This window comes from Mesorhizobium sp. WSM4983 (assembly GCF_029625765.1).
GTDB lineage: Bacteria > Pseudomonadota > Alphaproteobacteria > Rhizobiales > Rhizobiaceae > Mesorhizobium.
This window is the reverse complement of record NZ_JARTVM010000002.1, coordinates 734,971-755,991: the sequence shown is the minus strand read 5'-3', so window position 1 is coordinate 755,991 and position 21,021 is coordinate 734,971. Positions and strand designations below refer to the sequence as shown.

Genomic DNA, 21,021 nt, shown 5'->3' with positions numbered 1-21,021 from the left:
TTGTCGCTCTTGATTGCCCTGCTTCAAATCCGGCCGAAGCCGGTCGCCGCTTAGGGCTCGGATTGTTCACGGTCGACGATTTGATGCGGTAGTCGCCTATGAGCGGTCAAAACGAACGCAGCTGGTTCGCCGATCGACCAAACGGCGAGCGCACTGTGCTTTGCTCAGACCGCCACCGAGTGCCTCGCCGTTCCCCCTTTGAAATATGTATCGAACTTGGCCGCGATGGTTCGAATGAAGGGGCGACTTTCAGTCCGTACGAGGAAACTGTCACCATCGAATTCAAGCGCTCGGGCAGGATCGTGGAGTGCGATGGACCTCGAGCGATGAAGGAGCTGCTCGCCGGCTTTGCCGAACCGCTCCACCAGGTCGACTGCCGAGAAGGCAAAATCACACATCAGCCGCTCGATGATCCAGCCACGGACGCGATCGTCGTCGGAAAGGGCAACGCCGCGGACGGCAGCCAACCCGCCATCCGCAACCATGCGCCCGTACCCGGCAGTCGAAGCCATGTTCTGCACGTAGCCTTGGCGAAAACGACCGATGGACGAAGGGCCAAGTCCGATCAGTGTCGGGCAGCGATCCTCAGTGTAGCCCTGAAAATTGCGATGCAAAACCCCTGCGCGGGCCGCTATGGCCAGCGCATCGTCGGGCTTCGCGAAATGATCGAGTCCTATTGCCTCATATCCCTTGGCGACAATTGCCCGCGCCGCGAGTTGAGATTGGGCGAAACGCTCAGTGGGACTCGGCAGCCATGCCTCGTCGATCATCGTCTGATGCTTCTTGAACCAGGGCACATGTGCGTAGCCGAACAGGGCCATCCGGTCTGGCTCCAAGGTCAGTGCCTGCGCCACCGTGGAACAGATCGTCTCGCGTGTCTGATTCGGGAGCCCGTAGAGCAGGTCCAGATTGACCGATTCGACGCCCCGCGAACGAACCCCGTCGACGACTGCCTTGGTCTGCAAAAAACTCTGCTCACGATTAATTGCTTTTTGCACTTGCGGATCGAAATCCTGCACGCCGAGGCTCGCCCGCGTTACGCCGATTTGAGCAAGTGCATCAAGGCGCGCCTTGTCCATGTCGTTGGTTTCGATTTCGATGCTGACCGTAGCATCCGGGAGAAGGTCGAAGCTGTCCCGCAAGGCCGCTCCAAGAGCAACCATATCATCGGGCCTCAGAATAGTTGGCGAACCGCCACCGAAGTGGATTGCACGGACATGTGCCTTGCCGCTCACCAGACCGGCAATCGTGACGATTTCGGCATTCAGCGAGCGCAGATAAGCGGCCACCGGCTCATATTGGTGCGTCTGCTTGGTGTGGCAGGCGCAGAACCAGCAGAGCTTGTCGCAGTAAGGAATGTGCAGGTACAGCGAGATTTCGTCGCCGCTTTCCAGCGTCTCCAACCAGCCACGGTAAATGGCAGCATCGATCCCCGAATGGAAATGCGGCGCCGTCGGATAGCTGGTGTAGCGTGGGACGTTCTCGCTGAGTTTGACAGCTATTTCCGATTGCATCTCGCGTTCACCGTGTTGCCCGCCGGAACACTGCACGCATCGCTGAAGCAGACCCTGATCTCGATCAGCCGCGCTCATGGACAAACCGCCGCAGGATTTCTCTACCCTGGATGGGTATCCTGCCGGCAGTTAGGATCGGGTAAGGCGAACGCATGACCTTTCGGCAAGACATTCATAGTTCCGGCATTCCTGTTCTTTGCTTCCCTTGCGAGGCACGGCGTCGCGGTGTCTGCGGTGCGCTCGATCCAGACAATTTGGTTGGGCTCGCCAAGACTTGCTCGCGTCGCCGGATCGAGTCAGGAATGGAGTTGACCGGCGAGGCACAGAACGTCGACAGCTACTCCAACGTGCTTTCAGGCGTGGTAAAGCTATCAAAGAGCCTGTCGGATGGGCGCCAGCAGATCGTCGGTCTCCAGTTTGCACCGGATTTTCTGGGACGTCCTTTCAAGGAGGAAAGCTCGATCAATGCGGAAGCGGCAACAGCAGTCACGCTGTGTTCGTTTCCGCGAGCGGCCGTCGAACGGATGATGAAGGCGTCACGGGAATTCGAGCATCGCCTGCTCAAACAGACGCTGAATGAACTCGATGAGGCGCGCGAGTGGATGGTGACGCTGGGGCGCAAGACAGCTCCGGAAAAGGTGGCGACTTTTCTCCTCATGATGGCCCGGAATATCGATTCCAGTCTCGATGCGGCTTCCGGGTCGGCCTCCTTCGATCTGCCGCTGACGCGTGCCGAAATGTCTGATTTCCTTGGAATCACCAGCGAGACCGTGAGCCGCCAACTGACGCGATTGCGGGCTGACGGGGTGATTCGGATTGAGAACGCACGCCATGTGACGGTGGACAGCATAAGCCGTCTGGAGAAGCGCTGTGGCGGCGGACGCGAGCGGCCCTAAGCGGCGAGGCCATGTCGCATGACTCCGGGGCGGGCCGTGTTTGCCTTTTAATGCGATGTCGCCGCGCCTTCGACGAAGCGGCGTCACGGTTGTCGAGACAAACAGCTTTCGGGCTTTGATAGGAACGTGACCAATCGCCAGGTGTGTTTCGGCACATACCGGCGAAGCATGGTCCTTAATCTGCCACGGCTCGGCGGAACGATCGCGTTCGTTTCCAATGGGATCCGAACAACGTTTGGCAGGGCATCGGCAATAGCATCCAACGCGCGCAGAGCCTCAGCTTTCGCCTCAGCGATCGCGTCTGCGCCCGCCCAACCCAGGGAACGCCTTCCATGAGGGAGTGAGCCCGCGCTGCGTTCCTCGTTCATTCGCCACCTGCTGATTGCGCCGCACAAAATCGTGCGGCCTGACATAGATCAGGGCGAGGGGGCGGCGGCTGCGCGATTAGTGCGCTGCGGATTTGGCATCCACCAGATTCGAGATCGGGATCTGCAATGAAATTCGGCACAGAGATCGTCCTTCTAAGCGTGTTCGCTTTTGCGGCCCTGGTGGCCGCCGGCTTCGGCGTGGATGAACCTTTCCGCCGACACATGTGGGTGTTGTTCTTCGCAGTGGCTGGTTTCACTGCGATCCTGTTGCGCAACACGGAGTTCAGGCCAGCAGCTCCGATTGACCCATCCGCTTACATGGATGGTCCGATCCGCTACGGCGCGATCGCCACCGTGTTCTGGGGTGTCGTCGGCATGCTGGTCGGCGTGGTGATCGCGCTGCAGCTCGCCTACCCCGATCTCAACATCCAGCCCTGGTTCAATTTCGGTCGTTTGCGGCCGTTGCACACATCCGGTGTCGTTTTCGCCTTCGGCGGCAACGCGCTGCTTTGCACGTCTCTGTATGTCGTGCAGCGCACCTGCCGCGCGCGCCTCTTCGGCCGTGATCTCGCCTGGTTCGTCTTCTGGGGCTACCAGCTGTTCATCGTCATGGCCGCGACCGGCTACCTGCTCGGCATCACCGAGGGCCGCGAGTACGCCGAACCCGAATGGTATGTGGATGTCTGGCTGACCATCGTCTGGGTCGCCTACCTCATTCTGTTCCTTGGCACGATCCTGAAGCGCAAGGAACCGCATATCTACGTGGCCAACTGGTTCTACCTGTCGTTCATCGTGACCATCGCGATGCTGCATGTGGTCAACAACCTGTCCATACCAGTCTCGTTCCCGGGCTCCAAGAGCTACTCCGCCTTTTCAGGGGTCCAGGACGCCTTGACGCAATGGTGGTACGGCCACAACGCGGTCGGCTTCTTTCTCACCGCCGGCTTCCTCGGCATGATGTATTATTTCGTGCCCAAGCAGGCGAACCGGCCAGTCTATTCGTACCGGCTGTCGATCGTCCATTTCTGGGCTATCATCTTTCTCTACATCTGGGCCGGGCCGCATCACCTGCACTACACCGCCTTGCCCGATTGGGCGCAGACGCTCGGCATGGTGTTCTCGATCATGCTGTGGATGCCGTCCTGGGGCGGCATGATCAACGGCCTGATGACGCTGTCCGGCGCCTGGGACAAGCTGCGCACCGATCCGATCATCCGCATGATGGTGATGGCCGTCGCCTTCTATGGCATGTCGACCTTCGAAGGCCCCATCATGGCGATCCGGGCGGTCAATTCGCTGTCGCATTATACCGACTGGACCATCGGGCACGTCCATTCGGGTGCGCTCGGCTGGGTCGGCATGATCTCGTTCGGCGCGATCTACTACATGGTCCCGAAGCTCTGGAACCGTCAACGGCTCTACTCGCTGAGGCTCGTCACCTGGCACTTCTGGCTGGCGACACTCGGGATCGTCGTCTACGCCGCGGTGATGTGGGTGTCCGGCATCATGCAGGGCCTGATGTGGCGCGAATATGGCGAGCAGGGCTTCCTGGTCTACTCCTTCGCCGAAACCGTCGCCGCCATGCACCCCTACTATGTCCTGCGCGCCATCGGCGGCGCCATGTACCTCTCCGGCGCCCTGATCATGGCCTGGAACATCACCAGGACCATCCTCGGCCACCAGCGCGAGGAGGAGCCGATGCCGAGCCCCGTCGCCATCCGACCTGCGCGATCAGGAGCCAGGTAATGGGCTTGATGGACAAACACGCAATCATCGAGAAGAACGCCACGCTTCTTCTCGTTGGCTCGCTGCTCGTGGTGACGGTCGGCGGCATCGTCGAGATCGCGCCTCTCTTCTATCTCGACAACACGATCGAGAAGGTGGAAGGCATGCGCCCCTATTCGCCGCTCGAACTTGTCGGGCGCAACATCTATATGCGCGAGGGCTGCTACCTCTGTCATAGCCAGATGATCAGGCCGTTCCGCGACGAAGTTGAGCGCTATGGCCACTACAGCCTGGCTGCCGAGTCCATGTACGATCACCCCTTCCAGTGGGGATCGAAGCGCACCGGGCCGGATCTCGCCAGAGTTGGCGACCGCTACTCGAATGCATGGCATGTCGCGCATCTTACCGACCCGCGCTCGGTGGTGCCGGAATCGATCATGCCGAGCTATGGGTTCCTGAAAGACACGCCGATCGACGTGAAGGATTTCTCGACGCATCTGGTCGCCAACAGGCTTGTAGCCGTCCCTTACACCGATGACATGATCGCCCACGCCAATGCGGATCTGGCGGCGCAGGCCGATCCCAATGCCGACACATCAGGCCTTGAGGCGCGTTACCCAAAAGCCAAGATCGGCGACTTCGACGGCAACCCGCAACAGGTCACCGAAATGGATGCCCTGCTCGCCTACCTGCAGATGCTTGGCACACTGGTCGACTTCAAAAATTACGACGAAGCCGCCGGCTACCGCTGAGGAGAACGCTGATGACCTACAATTTGATGCGGGCGTTTGCCGACAGCTGGGGCCTGGTTGCGATGGCGCTGTTCTTCGTGGGGTGCATCGCCTTTGCCCTACGCCCCGGCAGCCGAAGGCTGGCCGACGAAGCGGCCCGCATTCCGCTCGAGGACGAGTGATCATGAGCGACGAGCATATCGATGAAATCTCTGGCGTCTCGACCACCGGCCACGAATGGGATGGTATCCGGGAGCTGAACAACCCGCTTCCCAGATGGTGGGTTATCACTTTTTACGTCACCATTGTCTGGGCGATAGGCTACACCATTGCCTATCCAGCATGGCCTCTGTTGCACTCGGCGACAACGGGTGTGCTCGGCTATTCCAGCCGCAACGAGGTCAGGAACGAGCTGACCGCGGCTGAGGCCGCCAAGGGCAAATATATCTCGGCGGTGGAGTCCAAGAGCGTCTCGGAAATCGCCGCGGACGACGGCCTGCGCGAATTCGCAATCGCCGCCGGTGGCGCCGCTTTCAAGGTCAATTGCGTACAATGTCATGGCTCCGGCGCCCAGGGTTCCAAGGGCTTTCCCAATCTCAACGACGACGACTGGCTGTGGGGCGGCAAGGCCGAGCAGATCCAGCAGACGATTACGCACGGCATCCGCTTCGCATCCGATCCGGACACGCGCCTGTCGGAAATGCCGGCCTTCGGCGACATCATTACCGCCGACCAGATCGCACAAGTCAGCGCCTACGTGGCCAGCCTTTCCGGCAAGGTCCGCGATGCAAGTCTGATCCAACCCGGCGCCAAGGTCTTTGCCGAGAATTGCGTGGCCTGTCACGGCGACAATGCAAAAGGCAACAGGGAATTCGGCGCCCCCGACCTGACCGATGCGATCTGGCTCTATGGATCCGGTGAGACAGCCATCGCCGCACAGGTCCGTGCGCCAAAACAGGGCGTCATGCCGGCCTGGGTTGGCCGTCTCGGCGAGATCAAGGTCAAGGAACTTGCAGTTTATGTCCATTCGCTTGGCGGCGGAGAATAGGAATGGAAGGTCCTATTCTTCGGTCCCCCCTGCCAAGCGGACGAGGCCCGGCGTGAGCCGGGCCTCGACACCATCCCTAATGCGATCTGCACAACCCGGCAAGGCTATCCTACGGCGAGGCTTTACGACAGGTGCCCCTGACATTGGCTGGGAAAGTGGAGTTGCACATGCGTGACAAGACGCAGTTGACAGGGCTCGAAACAGAAACTGTCAATTCCGCCAAAACCCGCAAGCCGCTTTATGCCGCGCGTCAAAAGATCTTTCCGAAGCGCGCCTCGGGCAACTTTCGTCGCTTCAAATGGCTGGTGATGACGATCACACTTGGCATCTATTACCTGGCTGCGTGGCTGCCTTGGGCTCGCGGTCCATTTGCCCCGGACCAGGCAGTCCTGCTCGATCTCGCGAACCGGCGCTTCTACTTCTTCTTCATCGAGATATGGCCCCAGGAATTCTTCTATGTGGCCGGCCTCCTGGTCATGGCGGGCGTCGGTCTTTTCCTGATCACCTCGACTGTCGGCCGTGCCTGGTGCGGCTATGCATGCCCTCAGACGGTGTGGGTCGATCTGTTCCTCGTCGTCGAACGTGCGATAGAGGGCGACCGTAACGCTCGCATGAAACTCGATGCAGGCCCCTGGACCGCCCGCAAGCTGATGCTGCGCTTATCGAAGCACGCCGTCTGGCTGGTCATCGGTGCGGCGACCGGCGGCGCCTGGATTTTCTATTTTGCCGATGCGCCGACGCTGGTTGGCGAACTCTTCACCGGCACCGCGCCACCCGTCGCCTACATCACTGTCGCCGTGCTGACGGCTACCACCTACACGTTCGGCGGTCTGATGCGCGAGCAGGTCTGCACCTACATGTGCCCATGGCCGCGCATCCAGGCAGCGATGCTCGACGAAAGTTCTCTCACCGTCACCTACAATGACTGGCGCGGCGAACCGCGTTCTCGCCACGCCAAGAAGGTCCTTGCCGCAGGGCTGCCGGTCGGTGACTGCGTCGACTGCAATGCCTGCGTCGCGGTCTGCCCGATGGGGATCGACATCCGCGATGGCCAGCAGATGGAATGCATCACCTGCGCGCTGTGCATAGACGCCTGCGACGGGGTCATGGACAAGCTCGGCAAGGAGCGCGGGCTGATCTCCTATGCGACACTGTCCGACTACAACGCCAACATGATGCTGGCGACCGCGGGCGGCTCCAGTTCAGTCAACCCGTCGCAGGTCAGGACCGCTGATGGCCTGTTCTCCGACAAGGTGGCGCATTTCCATATCCGCAAGATCTTTCGGCCACGCACCTACGTCTACATGGGTATCTGGTCGCTGATCGGCCTGGGTCTGCTCTATTCGCTGCTGACGCGCGATCGGCTCGAAGTCAACGTGCTGCATGATCGCAATCCGCAATTTGTCACGCTGTCCGACGGCTCGATCCGCAACGGCTACACCGTCAAGCTGCTCAACATGATCCCCGAGCCAAGGACGATCGTTGTCGCGATTCAAGGCTTGCAGGGCGCCGAGATGAGCGTGGTCGGCGACGACATCCCGGAAGGCCGTTCTTTTGCCATTCCGGTCGAACCCGACCGCCTGAAAATGCTGAAGGTCTTCGTGCGCCAGCCGGCGGATCAAATCCAGGGCACAGCGCAGACCTTCAAGTTCCGTGTCGAGGACAAGGCGAGCTTCGAGGCGGACGAATACACCGCCACCTTCAACGCGCCGGAGACTGCCAGATGACCGCTAACGCTGAAAAACCCCGCGTATTCACCGGCAGGCACATGCTGGCCATCATCCTAGCCTTTTTCGGGGTGGTCATCGCGGTCAATCTGACGATGGCAACGCTCGCCAACACGAGCTGGACCGGCCTTGTCGTCGAAAACACCTATGTGGCGAGCCAGCAGTTCAACAAGAAGGCCGAGGAGGGGCGGGCGCAGGCAGCGCTCGGCTGGACCGGCAAGCTGACCATCGCATGGGGCGAGGTCCGCTATAGCCTTACCGACGCCGTCGGCAAGCCGATTGCCTTGCATGGCGTCAAGGTGCTGTTTCGCCATCCCGCCTACGAGAAAGAGGACAAGGCGGTCAACCTCGCCCTCGCCTCCGGCCAGGAATTCGCAGCCCAGCACATGCCGAAGGATGGCGTCTGGATCGTCGAAGTCGACGCTGACGCCGGTCTGGCCGAGCCCTACCGCGAAGTCCGCAGGATCATGATTTCCCATGGAGCGCTGAAATGAGTTGTTGTGCACCGGGCGCCGAAATGGCGCTTGATCTGGGCAGCACCACGTCGGTCCTGCCGTCTAGTCAAGAGATCAGGCTGGCGAGCCGATCGCTTGGAGATGATCTCCGCCAAACCGATCTTTCGGTGCCGAGCGTTCATTGCGCAGCTTGTATCCAGACGATCGAGACGGCGTTGGGAACGCTCGATCGCGTCGAGAGCGCCCGCGTCAACCTGTCGACGAAACGGGTCTCGGTCCGCTGGCGTGGCGACGAGGTTCCACCGTTCGTCGCCGCGCTTGGACGGCTCGGCTACCAGGCGCATCTCTTCGCCCCCGAGATTGATGAAAAGGACAGGACGCTTTCGGAGTTGATCCGCGCCGTCGCGGTTGCCGGGTTCGCGGCGGGCAATATCATGCTGCTTTCGGTCTCTGTCTGGTCCGGGGCCGAAGGGGCTACCCGCGACCTGTTTCACTGGGTCTCCGCATTGATCGCCATCCCAGCGCTCGCCTTCGCCGGCGGCATCTTCTTCCGCTCGGCCTGGAATGCACTGCGCCACGGCCGCATGAACATGGACGTGCCGATCGCGGTCGGAGTGTCGCTCGCTTACGCCATGAGCCTCTATGAGACGATCAACCATGGCGACCACGCCTATTTCGACGCGTCGGTTTCGCTGCTTTTTTTCCTTTTGATCGGCAGGACGCTGGATCACGTGATGCGCGAACGTGCCCGCACCGCGGTGAAAGGCCTGTCGCAGCTGGCCGCACGCGGCGCCATGGTGCTGCGCGGCGATGGCGCGCGCGACTATCTGCCGGTTGGCGAGATCGAACCGGGGATGCAGCTGCTGATCGCGGCCGGTGAAAGGATCCCCGTCGACGGCAAGATCATCCACGGAGCGTCTGATCTCGACTGCTCGCTGGCCTCAGGCGAAAGCGCGCCGAAAAACGTGGCGCCGGGCGAAGCCGTGCAGGCCGGCGTGCTCAATCTTACCGGCCCGCTGACGATCGAGGCGACCGCCGCCGCGAAGGATTCGTTCCTCGCCGAAATGGTTCGGCTGATGGAAGCCGCAGAGGGCGGTCGCGCGCACTATCGCCGCATCGCTGATCGCGTGTCGGCACTCTACGCGCCCGTGGTTCATCTCACCGCCTTCGTGACATTCCTGGGTTGGATGGCGGCGACGGGCGACTGGCACCGGGCGATGACGATCGCCATTGCCGTTCTGATCATCACCTGCCCGTGCGCGCTCGGCCTCGCCGTACCGATCGTTCAGGTGGTCGCCGCGCGGCGTCTGTTCGAGAACGGCATCATGGTCAAGGACGGTTCGGCCATGGAGCGCCTGGCGACGATTGATAACGCAGTGTTCGACAAGACCGGAACGCTCACGCTCGGACAACCCCGGCTCCTCAATGCATCGTCGATCGATCCGGCCATGCTGGCAATCGCGGCAGACATGGCCGCGCACTCGCGTCACCCGTTTTCAAAGGCCATAACCGGCTTTGCCGCTCCTGGCGGGCAACACAAATTCGATGCCGTCACAGAGCATCCGGGGTTCGGGATCGAAGCCACTGTCGCCGGAAGCATCTGGCGGCTGGGTCGACGCGGATGGGCTGGATGGAAGGCCCGGACCGGTGGTGAAGGCAACCATGGCTATGGCGGAACGGTGCTGACAAAAGACGGGTTCATTGTCGCGACCTTCGATTTCGAGGATGCGCTGCGCGCCGACGCGGCGGCGGCGATCAAGCGATTGAACGATACTGGGGTGTCGATGCAAATGCTGTCGGGCGATACCGCAGGTGCCTGCGGTGAAGTTGCAAGAATGCTGGGTGTCGAGGACTTCGTTCCGTGCCTGCTGCCGTCGGGCAAGGTCGAGCGCATCGAGACCCTGGCGAAAGACGGACACAAGGTTCTGATGGTTGGCGACGGCCTCAACGACACGCCGGCGCTGAGCGCGGCGCATGTCTCGATCGCTCCGGCCACCGCCGCCGACATTGGCCGCAATGCCGCCGACTTCGTATTCCTGCGCGAAAGCCTTCTGGCAGTGCCTCTCGCGCTGGACGTCTCGCGCAAGGCGGGACACCTGATCCGCCAGAACATCGCGATTGCGATCGTCTACAATGCCGTCGCCGTGCCGATCGCCATCCTGGGCCACGCCACGCCTTTGTTAGCGGCGATTGCCATGTCTGCCTCATCGGTGCTTGTTATTGGAAACGCATTGCGCTTGCACGGCTTCGGGGCGAATGCGACGCTGCAAGTTATTCAAAAAGTCGGACGCTCCGCAGTCAGCTATTCGGCATAATCCTCGTGACGACGTTGCTCTATCTCATACCAGTGGCCCTTTTTCTGGGTGCACTGGGTGTGTCCGGCTTCGTCTGGGCATTGCGAAGCGGTCAATACGAAGATCTCGACGGAGCCGCCGAGCGGATACTAATTGATCGGGACGACAAACCGGAACGCTGATTTCAATCCGCTGTGCATAAGATGCGCGGATCGCGCTCGTCAGTCGAGCCGGCTCGGTCGGGAACAAGCTGTCCATGCTCCATGCTCCATGCTCCATGCTCCATGCTCCATGACCATCTTGACCTAAGCTGCACACTACATTTGTGAAAAGCCTCTGTCGTGCGAAGGACTGCCTCCCATTGCACCCAGTATGAGGCGTGTGATGCCACGAGAGTACCTCGCGTGGCCGGACGAGAGCTTGGCAATGTGCGCACGGGTTCCAAAGTGGAACGTCACGGTCGATCACCTGACCGTGAACCGCCAGTGCCGATTGGTCATGTCTGGCTGATCCAGATCAGGGTCATACTCATCGGCGTGGTCTATTGACCAGTCTTCGACGGAGAAATGCATGACTTACGGAAAGATTGGTCGTCATTATCAGCACCTTCACGGTTCTGGGTTTTCTGTCGTGTGGTCGGCCATGCCTTGTGCTTACGGCGCAGCCATTAGCTGACCGGCGTCGTGTGTATCTCGCTTGCTGGCTGACCATCCGCGTGGCTTGCGCGGACAGGGGGCCGATCAACAGCTTTCGCCTTTGATGGGTTGTGTGCGTCGTTGCCGATCCATCCCGATTCCCGGCCCGCGCCTTGAGGCTATGCGACGGTACCGGAACCCAGCGCACGTCACGCGGTTCCGCGCGCGTGGTGTCCGCTCGTCACGACGATGAACGAACAAGCGGCTGGAGTACCATGAACACCGTACACATCATCGACTGCCACAATGCAAATGACTACTTCGCCGACAGGCAAGAGGGACCGATCGTGCAGCACTTGTTAAAGGCTGTCAACATCCGCGCGGAGCTCCAAATGGCGTTGAACCGAACGAAATTTGGTGAGGCTGTAGTACGAGCGATGGAGGCGGAGTGCGACGTGCTTCACATCGCCGGGCACGGCAATGGTGACGGGATCGCTTCGTCCAGTGGGCGAAGTGGCCTTCTTTGGGCTGACTTCGTAAAAATGTTCCAGGGCTCGCATCCAGCGCCGAAGATCCTCGTGATGTCAACGTGCTGCGGAGCATCATCGGGGTTGGGACGTGCGTTTTCGAAATCGATCAACCGTCCGAAGTTGATCATTGGTTCGAGTGACGCGCGCTATTTCGACGACTATGTCGCCGCGTGGGCTTTGCTCTATCGGCGACTGAATTGCAAGGACATCGACATCGAAGCCATGCAGCAGGTTCTTGATGAGATATGCGCGGTCGTGGATAAAAGTTTCCGCTACCTTGGCTGGGATGACGAGAGAGAGCGCTACGTTCGATACCCTCACCCTCGCAAGAGAGCCCGCTTCGACGTCGTGGAGCGTGAGTAGTATGCGCAAGGGTTCCAGGTGGAATGTGGCGATCGATGCGGCGCGGCCGTCGCTGACCAGCGTCGCGAGTGTCTCGCTTGCTGGCGGCGATCTGCGCGGCTGCGCGGCGAAAGGGCGGGATCGGTTAGCCGCATCCACCTCTGAGCGCTTTGAGTGCTTCGTTGCCGATCGATGCGAATCTCCCGGCCCAGCGCCTTTAGGCAATGCGGCGGGCACGGAGCTCATGTCACTCGGCTCAGTTCCACCGTTACACGAGGATAGGCGACCGGATGGCGGCACGCTGATGGGCTCTGACGATAATTTTGACATCGTTGTCGTTGGAGCCGGCCCGGTCGGCCTTTCGTTCGCTGCGTCGCTTGCCCAAAGCGAACTCAAGGTGGCAGTTGTTGAACAGAACACATTCGATAGTCTGGCGAATCCGGCTTTCGATGGTCGCGAAATCGCGCTGACCAACGCTTCGATCAGAACCCTTCGCGAGCTCGGCGCCTGGGATGTCATCCCGGCTTCGGACAAATCAGCACTTCAAGGCGCGCGCGTGCTCAACGGCTCGAGCGCATTCGCTCTTCGTTTCGATCCTCCCAGCAACTCTGGAGAACCGCTGGGGGTTTTGGTTCCAAATTGCCGGATCCGCGAGGCGCTGTTCAAAATCGTCCGCTTGCAGGATCGCGCCCGGCTGTTGTGCGGCCACTCGGTCGTCGATGCAACAAACAGCCAAGAAGGAGCAGTCGTAACGCTCTCTAATGGCGCGCGTTTAACTGCTCGGCTGGTTGTTGCCGCGGATTCGCGTTTGTCCGCCACGCGTGATCTGCTAGGCATCGGCGCCGATATCAACCGGCTTGGCCACTCGATGCTGATTTGCCGAGTGAGGCACGAGCGCGCCCACCACCAGATCGCCATCGAATGGTTCGATCACCATCAGACGATAGCGATATTGCCCCTCGCGGAGGGCATGTCGTCGCTGCTGCTCACATTGCGCTCAAACGAGGCCTATAGACTGCTTGCCTTCGATGATGATTTGTTCCTGTCGGAGTTGACGAAACGGTGTCGAGGGCGCCTTGGAAAAATGACCTTGGCAAGCAAGCGCCACACCTATCCGCTGGTCACGACCTGGGCGCACAAATTCCGGGCGCCGAGCGCCGCACTCATCGGCGACGCTGCCATCGGCATGCACCCGGTGACCGCTCACGGATTCAACATCGGTCTCAGCAGCCAGAAGCAACTCGCCCGTGGAATCATGACTGCGTGCCGCGACGGCCGCAATGTTGGCGACCCCGACATGCTGCATATATACGAAAGGCGGCTGCGCCTGTCGGCGGCGCCGCTCTACCATGCAACGAACATATTGGTTGGACTCTACTCCAGAGACCACCTGGCGGCACGGCTTGCAAGGCATCTGGGGCTTCGCTTTGCCCAACATGTTCCCCTTGTCCGGCATGGGATTTCGGCGGAGCTCCAGCGGTGATACTGCACCAGCAGTCGCATTTTTGCGCGTGCTGGGCGAGCGATGAGAGAGTGCATGATGCACCGGAGTAATCCTGCTCCCCGACGCTGATCTCCGATTGAAGAATTAACCCGTCCTTCAGGGGGGCTGCATAGGCTGCGGACAAGCAGGAGTAAGCAAGCTGACCCGTCCAGCCTTGGAAAAAGAAGATCCGCTGGAGGCGAGAATCCTTCAGGACCAGCTCGCTGATCTGAGGGCAGGCCTTTTCGTCTCAATGCCGATAAGCATTGTGCTGTCCGGGCTGATTTTGACCGTGCAGGCCCTTTCCGGGAACGGTCTTGCTGGCGCGGCCTGGTTTTCGGTCGTTAATGCGATAAATGCCGCCCGCCTTGCACTCGCCCGTCATCAGCTGAAGGAACCCGGAGTCCAGGATGATCTGACACGGGTTTGGCTGCGGCTTCGCTGGTTTGGCAGGCTTGCTCTTCTGGCGGGATTCACCTGGTCATTCCTTGCCGTCCTAACGGCTGGATACACGACGTCTCAAGCATCGCTGCATCTAATAATTCTGGCGGGCATTTCAGCTGGCGCGGTCACGTACGGCAGCTCATATGCTGCGGCAGCGATATGCTTCATCACACCGCCACTCCTCATTGCCGCCGCATGTTTGCTGACGAAGGGAGCCCCGGAAAACTACATTCTGGCTTTTGCCGTCCTGCTTTTCGAGGGCGGCCTGGTTCGATCCTCGTTCGTTGGACAAGCGCGCTTCCGTGACGCGAGCCGCCTGAGACATCAAGCCGAGCGGCTTGCCGCGGAAATGGAGCGCAATTCCAGGGAGGACCATCTTACCGCGCTCCTCAACAGGCGGGGCCTCGAACATGCAATCGATCAGTTTGAGAACACCGATGGACCCTTTGTGGCCATGCTGATTGATCTGGACGGGTTCAAATCTGTCAACGATACCTACGGTCACAGAACGGGTGACGAGCTGCTTGCCAGGATCGCCCGCCGAATAGAGGAAGAAGCACCGGAGGGCTCAACGCTCGCCCGCATCGGTGGGGATGAATTCGTGCTGGTTTTTTCTTCGCGAAAGAATTCTCCTTCTCCCACCAATCTCGCGTCCAATCTCATAGCCAAGCTTGCTCGCCCCTATCCTGGGATCGCATCAGTCCGCATTGGAGCGTCTATAGGAATCTACTTGGCTGAAAACCCCGGACTAACGGAAATGTTGTTGCGGGCCGACATCGCCCTTTACACAGCTAAGCGCCGCGGCAGGAATGAATTTTGTCTGTTCGATGCCGAGCTAGCCCGGGAGTTGCAACGCCGCCAGTCAATCGAACGCGATCTTCATTCGGCGATAACGATGAGAAGCTTGGTCGCTTGGTTTCAGCCAATCGTAAGACTCGAAACTGAAGCCGTCGTCAGTTTTGAAGCCTTGCTAAGATGGTCTCACCCGCTTCACGGTCCCATTTCTCCGCCCGAGATCATGACAGCGGCACGCGAAACTGGAATGCTTCAGCTGCTAACTCAAACGGTATTCGCCGACTGTTGCGCTCTTATCGAGGGCTTGGTCAAAGCTGACCGTCGTGATGTTCGTGTGGCGATGAATGTTTCACCGTGCGAGTTGGAAGCTGGCGATATTGACGAGATGATTCTTAATGGTCTGGCGGCAAAAGACCTCCCTGCAACGATGTTCGACATCGAGATTACCGAAGAAGCCCCAGTGGATCCGGACAGAGTGGATGAAAAGCTCGCCCGGCTTTCACATGCTGGCATTTCTATCGCGCTCGATGACTTCGGCACCGGTTTTTCGACGTTGGCATCGCTCAAGGACAGTCGGATCAGGAAGGTGAAAATAGATCAGGGCTTCGTTCGCGGCTTAGCCAAGTCCCGGGAGAATCGGCTGCTTGTCAAAGCGGTGATTGATCTTGGTAGGACGCTCGGGATCGAGGTCATGGCCGAGGGCGTTGAAACAGAGGCAGATCGGCAAACTCTGTACAAGCTTGGCTGCAGAACCGCGCAGGGCTTCCTGTTCTCTAAGGCAGTGCCTCTCCATTTGGCACTTGATTCGGTAGTAAAAGAGCACGCGAAGGAGTTGTGACCGGCCTCTCCGTCCGTGCTGCTCGCGGAACTTTCATGTGGGGTGGACCTGACGCGCGAAAGCCGTTTCGGACGGTAGAGTTATTACGGGGGCGAAACTGAGCACGTGGTTTGGATAGCAGCAATCCGGTCCACCGGCGCACATGCAGCGGCTTCATACAAGCGTTCAAGTTGCGAGATGAGCTTGAGTGAACGACGTCGGAGAATTGCGTCCTTTGGACGCTGGTTTCGCGGTTCCCGTAGGATTCGATTACGGGAAGCGTTCTTGGCTGCTTCTCGGCTCAGCGCTCATCGGGATGAACAACGTACCCGCGGTCAAGGTCTTCGCGACCTCAACCCAGTCACCATCCCGCAACAGCAGCGGTCGGGTCCTGATCAAGCGCTCAGCCTCAGCACAGGTGCTGGAGCAACGGTAGAGCGCGGAAAACGTGTATCGGAATGCGCTGGCTCACCATAGGAAGCTGCCACGGCATGTCGAATGTCCCCAGGGGGCGGACCGTTCCCTTGCATTTGTCTCGATGACGGGCTCTCAAAGCTAAAGCCAAGAGAGCTTTATAAAAATCGCACCCGATCGGCTGCGCAACGACGACCAGCTGAGGCCCGATCGGGTGCTAAGGTCGTGCCAAAAAAGGCGCGTCACTGTCGCATTTCTAGCCGGCTTGCGATCGGACGTCATCTCTTGGCGATCGCTGCCCCTTCTCTCAAATGCGCTTAGCGGCGCCGATGGCGAATAGCGCAAGCTTTTCCACCCGTTTCTACTCCACTACCGAGACTCGTCACCAACCTCCTTTTATTCGCTTCCATATGGCCCATCCTGTCTCCAATCGAGGAGGAGCGCGAACATGGGCCAAGCCGTAGAACGTCTCAGTCTCGGGAATTCTTCTGCTCGCCAAACTGCCGTTGTCGCCGGCACCATATTTGGCAGGGTGACAGTGCACGACAAGATATCAGGCGTTCTTGTCTGGGCTGAACTATGCTTGCAAGCCATAACCCAAAAATCGCCGATCCCTTTGAATTCGAGCCGGATGAATGGGTGTTTCAAAATTTTTGGCGGTTTTAGGCAGAACCCTCCGATGGCCCGCGTACCGGTCAAGCTTCGTGAGCACTTTAGGTTCGTCGATCAGGCATAGGTTTCTTTCCCATGCCACATGCTGGCCGTTTGCCTAGTTCGGAAGCCCTCGAGAGGCGTTGCTCGTCTTGGTATGGCGTCGCCCCTTTTTCCGATCCATCGGCCACGGAGCTAGAATGGTGTCTAGCTGTTGCCGCCTACTTGGTCATCCGGCATGGAGATGCCTATATACCGACCTTCGAAAGGCTGGAATACGAGGTCGAACAAATGCGGCGGAAGCTCGGAAATCGCGAGCGAGCGCAGCGCGTGCTGGCCACGCTCAACCTAAATGGCTCGGACAGCTGGAGCCGTGAGGTTGGTTCTCAAGGCCTGGATGGCGCCGCAATCACATTCGCCCGGGCGGGGTAAAAGCGATTTTTTGGAGCCACTCGCGCTTTTGCGCTAACGAAGGTCCCGCGCCGTATTTGGGCCGGATCCATTTGTGGCCCATCAGAGAAGCAATTACCTTCTCCGGCGCCTCAACTGCCGTCAGCCGGTCCTCGAAAGTGTGTCGCAGGCTATAAAGACTATGCTCGGAAGTCGGCAGAAGTTCCTTGCTGGCGAGCACCTTGTTGACGAGCGCTGAAAGTGACGCGGCCTTGTCGCGATAACGAGGAAAGCCGTCCGGATGGAGCTTGATGGCTGCAAGTGCGCCGCCAACCAAGGGAATGTCACGGGCTGAATGACCGGTCTTCAAGCGACGGCCATTGGGGCGCACCCGCACATGCGGGATTTCTCGATCGAGGTGGATTGTTTCGGTGGTGAGGTTTGCCGCTTCAGAAAGCCTGAGTCCGGTATCGGCAATCACATAGATTAGATGGCGGGCTTCGTCATTGAGTCCGTCGAGCGCGCCTTCAGCGAGTATCTTCTCCTGAATGAACTCCGCTGTGAACGCAGCGCGTTGCCCGGGGACGGCGCCGGAAAGACGCAGGTTTCGAAAAACCGGCTCCAGCTTGAGCTGGTGAGTCAGATCGACGACGCGCAGCATTTTCGAAACATGGCCGATGTCCTTGTTGGCCGTACCGATATCAAGTCCATCCTCAACGATCCGCTTTTGCCACCACTCGCGGAACGCGATTGCGTCGTCCCGAGTGAGGCTTGCGATCTCCTTGTCGCCAATGACTCCAACCAGATTGGCAACTGCGCGCTTTTTGGGGTTACGCCATTTCTTGATTTGGTTGGGCGACATGGTCAGCAAGTTCTGTTGCTCGATCGTCTCGAATTCCTTGATAAGACCGCTCAGGCGGACCGCTGGCCGCTTCTCCCCACCCATGACGGCCGAGACGTCCTGCGCGTCCTCGATCGATTTTTTGTCGAGGAGCAGCTTGATACGGGCCATGAGTTCGTCGAGCGGCCCCGCTGCTAGTTCCTCGTTAGTGCGATAGGCCAATCCAAATGACCGCGCGCGCTTCCTCGCGGCTTCGAAACGCAGCCCCGCCTCGGCGGATTGGCCTTCCCGCAGTCTACGCCAATACGCCTCCAGCCCCGCGCCGAGGCTTTGCACTGCATCTCGCGCCCGTACACCGCGGGGATCGTCAGCCACGGCGACGCCCGTGGAAATGCGTACTAGGCAGCGGCGATCAAACGCCGCGAATTCCTTCGGCACCCTGCGGACGAGATACCAGATGCCTTCACGTTTATGCGGCTTTGGCGCTGCGGAACGTCGCATTATCTTTCTCTAATGTTACACAGTTTGTTACACAGTCTAAGATATGTTTCGCTTCGTGCTGGTCAAGCGCAACAAGGAAGCTTTTGAAAGGAAAGGATTTTTATGGAAGCTAAATGGCGGAGAGGGAGGGATTCGAACCCCCGATACCCTTGCGAGTATGCCGCATTTCGAGTGCGGTGCATTCGACCACTCTGCCACCTCTCCGCGAGGTCATGGTCGGCCGTTGCCGGCGCGGCGCACTAGATAACGGCTGACCGCCGCAGTTACAAGGCCCTAGTCGATCGATTTCCCGCTTCTTGAAAAAGCGTCGGCGAGGCGGCGCGCGGCCCGCGGCATGCTCAGGAGCAAGGGCCGCTCGCCTTGACTTCCTTGCGACCTTCGGTTAGGGACAGCCCGCATCCGGCGTGGGGCTTCTCCGCGCCGCTTGTTTTTTGAACCCGCAGACTGACAAAAAGACGGCCGAACCGCCTGAAGCGGTTCATCGAGGCCGACCGAACAGCGAAAGGCAAAAAATGTTCGCAGTCATCAAAACGGGCGGCAAGCAGTATCGCGTCGCCGCCAACGATCTGCTCAAGATCGAGAAAGTCGAAGCCAAGGTCGGCGATATCGTCGAGATCGGCACTGTTCTCGCGCATGGCGAGGGTGAGAATGTCACCTTCGGCGCGCCGTTCGTCGATGGCGCTCTGGTCACGGCGGAAGTCGTCGAGCAGGGCAAGAACCGCACCGTCATCGCTTTCAAGAAGCGCCGCCGCCAGAATTCGCGCCGCAAGATCGGCCACCGCCAGCTTCTGACCACCGTCCGGATCTCCGAGATCCTGCTGGGCGGCGCCAAGCCGTCGAAGAAGGCCACCGCCAAGGCTGAGGCCAAGGCGCCCGAAGCCAAGGCAGAGGTCGCCGCCGAGGCGAAGGCCGAAGCCGCTCCGAAGGAGGCCAAGGCCAAGAAGGAAGCCAAGGCAGAGGCCGCCCCCAAGGAAGCTCCCGCCAGCGAAGAGGCCAAGGCCGCGCCGCTGTTCAAGGCACCGAAGGGCGAGCCGGACGATTTGACCGTGATCAAGGGCATCGGTCCCGTCGCGGCGAAGGATCTCGCCGAGCAGGGCATCGTCACCTTTGCGCAGCTGGCCAAGCTGACCGAGAAGGATGTCGCCAAGATCGACGAGCACATGCCGTTCAGCGCCGACCAGATCAAGGATTGGCGCGAGCAGGCCAAGGAGCTGGCGAAAAAGAAGTAAGGACGGTCGGCGATAATCGTCGCCGGTACGCACTTGAAACGGAACGCGAACGCGTTCATAAGACCATTCAAGCGCCTCGGGGCGCATCGGAGTTAGTTAGATGGCACACAAGAAAGCTGGCGGTTCGTCGCGCAACGGTCGCGATTCGCACTCCAAGCGTCTCGGCGTGAAAAAGTTCGGTGGCGAAGCCGTCGTAGCCGGCAACATCATCATTCGTCAGCGCGGCACGCAATGGCATCCGGGCACCAACGTTGGCATGGGCACGGACCACACCCTTTTTGCGCTCGAAGCCGGCGCAGTCACCTTCAACAAAAAAGCCAACGGCCGAACCTACGTCTCGGTAAACCCGATCACCAAAGCAGCGGAGTAGCCGGTTCCGCACCATAACACCGGCGCCCATCTCGGGAACCGGTGTCTGGCCAGGCCAGGAAAAGGATCAGGAGAGATGGGCTTCCATCTCTCCTTTTTCATTTTTCTTTGCCCTGGAGGACTAAAATGGTTGCCGAAGCGAAAGACACCGAAGACGAAAGTTACGCGATCGATTGCCCGGTGCTCGCCACCGAGCGCCTGGTCATGCGCGCTCCGCGCGAGAGCGATCTCGCTCAACTCGTCGCTCTGGCCGACAACCGTCACGTCGCCGAAATGCTGGCCCGCATGCCGCATCCTTACGGCGAAGCCGAGGCCCGCGCCTTCCTCGCCATGGCCTCGTCGCGCCGCGCCGGCATCGCCTATGCGCTGACGCTCGCCGGCACCGGCACTTTCGTCGGCTGCGCGGGGTTGAATACCACCGATCGGGGGCTGGAGCTGGGCTACTGGATCGGCGAGCCTTACTGGAAGCGCGGCTATGCGACCGAGGCGGCGCACGCGCTGGTCGACCTTGCCTTCCAGAAGACCTCGATCCAGGTGCTGCATGCCTCGACCAGGGTCATCAATCCGGCATCGCGCCGCGTCATCCACAAGTGCGGCTTTCAGTATGCCGGCCAGGGCATGCTGAACTCGATCGTCGCCGGCCAGGTGCCGGTCGAGCGCTACCGGCTGGACCGCAAGACCTGGACGAGCCTGCGCAACTGGGTGCACTTCTAGGCATGTTGAAATTCAGATTGAGGCCGGCCTGCAAATGACGGTTTCCTGCGCTTCCGGTGCTCGCGTACTTTCAGTACGCTCCGCTCCGGTTCTCGGAAGCCGTCATTT

17 protein-coding genes and 1 tRNA gene are annotated in these 21,021 nt (G+C 59.9%); 15 read left to right on the top strand and 3 right to left on the bottom strand.

Translation table 11 applies throughout. The features are described 5' to 3' along the window. Positions 1–164 precede the first annotated feature (164 nt). On the bottom strand, positions 165–1,514 hold the full coding sequence (gene hemN, locus P9254_RS10960) for an oxygen-independent coproporphyrinogen III oxidase (RefSeq protein WP_063169226.1): 1,350 nt from the start codon (positions 1,512–1,514) through the stop codon (positions 165–167). A gap of 152 nt (positions 1,515–1,666) precedes the next feature. Between hemN and P9254_RS10955 the strand changes: the two genes are divergently transcribed. From P9254_RS10955 to P9254_RS10900, 12 genes are all read left to right on the top strand, one after another. Beyond that, on the top strand, positions 1,667–2,410 hold the full coding sequence (locus P9254_RS10955; RefSeq protein ID WP_024502861.1) for a Crp/Fnr family transcriptional regulator: 744 nt from the start codon (positions 1,667–1,669) through the stop codon (positions 2,408–2,410). Positions 2,411–2,904: 494 nt separating this feature from the next. Next, the gene (gene ccoN / locus P9254_RS10950) at positions 2,905–4,524 is read left to right on the top strand and encodes a cytochrome-c oxidase, cbb3-type subunit I (protein ID WP_063169225.1); all 1,620 of its coding nucleotides are present in this window, start codon (positions 2,905–2,907) and stop codon (positions 4,522–4,524) included. After that, positions 4,524–5,255 (top strand): cytochrome-c oxidase, cbb3-type subunit II, encoded by a 732-nt coding sequence (gene ccoO, locus P9254_RS10945; RefSeq protein WP_063169224.1) that lies wholly within the window; start codon positions 4,524–4,526, stop codon positions 5,253–5,255. Before ccoN ends, ccoO begins: the two co-directional genes overlap by 1 nt. 11 nt (positions 5,256–5,266) lie before the next feature. Beyond that, complete coding sequence (locus P9254_RS10940) at positions 5,267–5,416, top strand: cbb3-type cytochrome c oxidase subunit 3 (protein WP_024502864.1); 150 nt, start codon at positions 5,267–5,269, stop codon at positions 5,414–5,416. 2 nt (positions 5,417–5,418) lie between these two features. Continuing rightward, entirely contained in the window at positions 5,419–6,282 is an 864-nt protein-coding gene (gene ccoP, locus P9254_RS10935) for a cytochrome-c oxidase, cbb3-type subunit III (RefSeq protein ID WP_063169223.1), read from the top strand. A 167-nt stretch (positions 6,283–6,449) separates the two neighbouring features. Continuing rightward, positions 6,450–8,009, top strand: coding sequence for a cytochrome c oxidase accessory protein CcoG (gene ccoG / locus P9254_RS10930; RefSeq protein WP_063169222.1), 1,560 nt, complete (start codon positions 6,450–6,452; stop codon positions 8,007–8,009). Beyond that, complete coding sequence (locus tag P9254_RS10925) at positions 8,006–8,503, top strand: FixH family protein (RefSeq protein ID WP_063169221.1); 498 nt, start codon at positions 8,006–8,008, stop codon at positions 8,501–8,503. The genes ccoG and P9254_RS10925 overlap by 4 nt, the downstream gene beginning before the upstream one ends. Next, entirely contained in the window at positions 8,500–10,779 is a 2,280-nt protein-coding gene (locus tag P9254_RS10920) for a cation-translocating P-type ATPase (RefSeq protein ID WP_063169220.1), read from the top strand. Before P9254_RS10925 ends, P9254_RS10920 begins: the two co-directional genes overlap by 4 nt. A gap of 5 nt (positions 10,780–10,784) precedes the next feature. Then, a complete protein-coding gene (ccoS, locus tag P9254_RS10915; RefSeq protein ID WP_081714250.1) occupies positions 10,785–10,940 on the top strand; it encodes a cbb3-type cytochrome oxidase assembly protein CcoS in 156 nt (51 codons plus the stop codon). Positions 10,941–11,668: 728 nt separating this feature from the next. Further along, complete coding sequence (locus P9254_RS10910) at positions 11,669–12,286, top strand: hypothetical protein (RefSeq protein WP_063169219.1); 618 nt, start codon at positions 11,669–11,671, stop codon at positions 12,284–12,286. 283 nt (positions 12,287–12,569) lie between these two features. Beyond that, positions 12,570–13,748: a 5-demethoxyubiquinol-8 5-hydroxylase UbiM gene (ubiM, locus tag P9254_RS10905; protein WP_032899078.1), complete on the top strand. Its 1,179-nt coding sequence runs from the start codon at positions 12,570–12,572 to the stop codon at positions 13,746–13,748. A gap of 175 nt (positions 13,749–13,923) precedes the next feature. Then, positions 13,924–15,825: a putative bifunctional diguanylate cyclase/phosphodiesterase gene (locus P9254_RS10900; RefSeq protein WP_082826564.1), complete on the top strand. Its 1,902-nt coding sequence runs from the start codon at positions 13,924–13,926 to the stop codon at positions 15,823–15,825. A 1,453-nt stretch (positions 15,826–17,278) separates the two neighbouring features. Here P9254_RS10900 and P9254_RS10895 read toward each other — a convergent pair. Both P9254_RS10895 and P9254_RS10890 read right to left on the bottom strand, forming a co-directional pair. Beyond that, positions 17,279–18,601, bottom strand: a complete 1,323-nt coding sequence (locus P9254_RS10895; RefSeq protein WP_063169217.1) for a tyrosine-type recombinase/integrase — start codon at positions 18,599–18,601, stop codon at positions 17,279–17,281. Between the two features lie 114 nt (positions 18,602–18,715). Next, positions 18,716–18,805: transfer RNA gene (locus P9254_RS10890), tRNA-Ser, on the bottom strand. 308 nt (positions 18,806–19,113) lie between these two features. Here P9254_RS10890 and rplU point away from each other — a divergent pair. The 3 genes from rplU (at position 19,114) to P9254_RS10875 (ending at position 20,913) form a co-directional block, all read left to right on the top strand. Beyond that, a complete protein-coding gene (gene rplU, locus P9254_RS10885) occupies positions 19,114–19,830 on the top strand; it encodes a 50S ribosomal protein L21 (RefSeq protein WP_278053557.1) in 717 nt (238 codons plus the stop codon). A gap of 100 nt (positions 19,831–19,930) precedes the next feature. Beyond that, the gene (rpmA, locus tag P9254_RS10880) at positions 19,931–20,200 is read left to right on the top strand and encodes a 50S ribosomal protein L27 (RefSeq protein WP_040991608.1); all 270 of its coding nucleotides are present in this window, start codon (positions 19,931–19,933) and stop codon (positions 20,198–20,200) included. A 125-nt stretch (positions 20,201–20,325) separates the two neighbouring features. Next, positions 20,326–20,913: a GNAT family N-acetyltransferase gene (locus tag P9254_RS10875; RefSeq protein WP_067319564.1), complete on the top strand. Its 588-nt coding sequence runs from the start codon at positions 20,326–20,328 to the stop codon at positions 20,911–20,913. Positions 20,914–21,021: the final 108 nt, after the last annotated feature.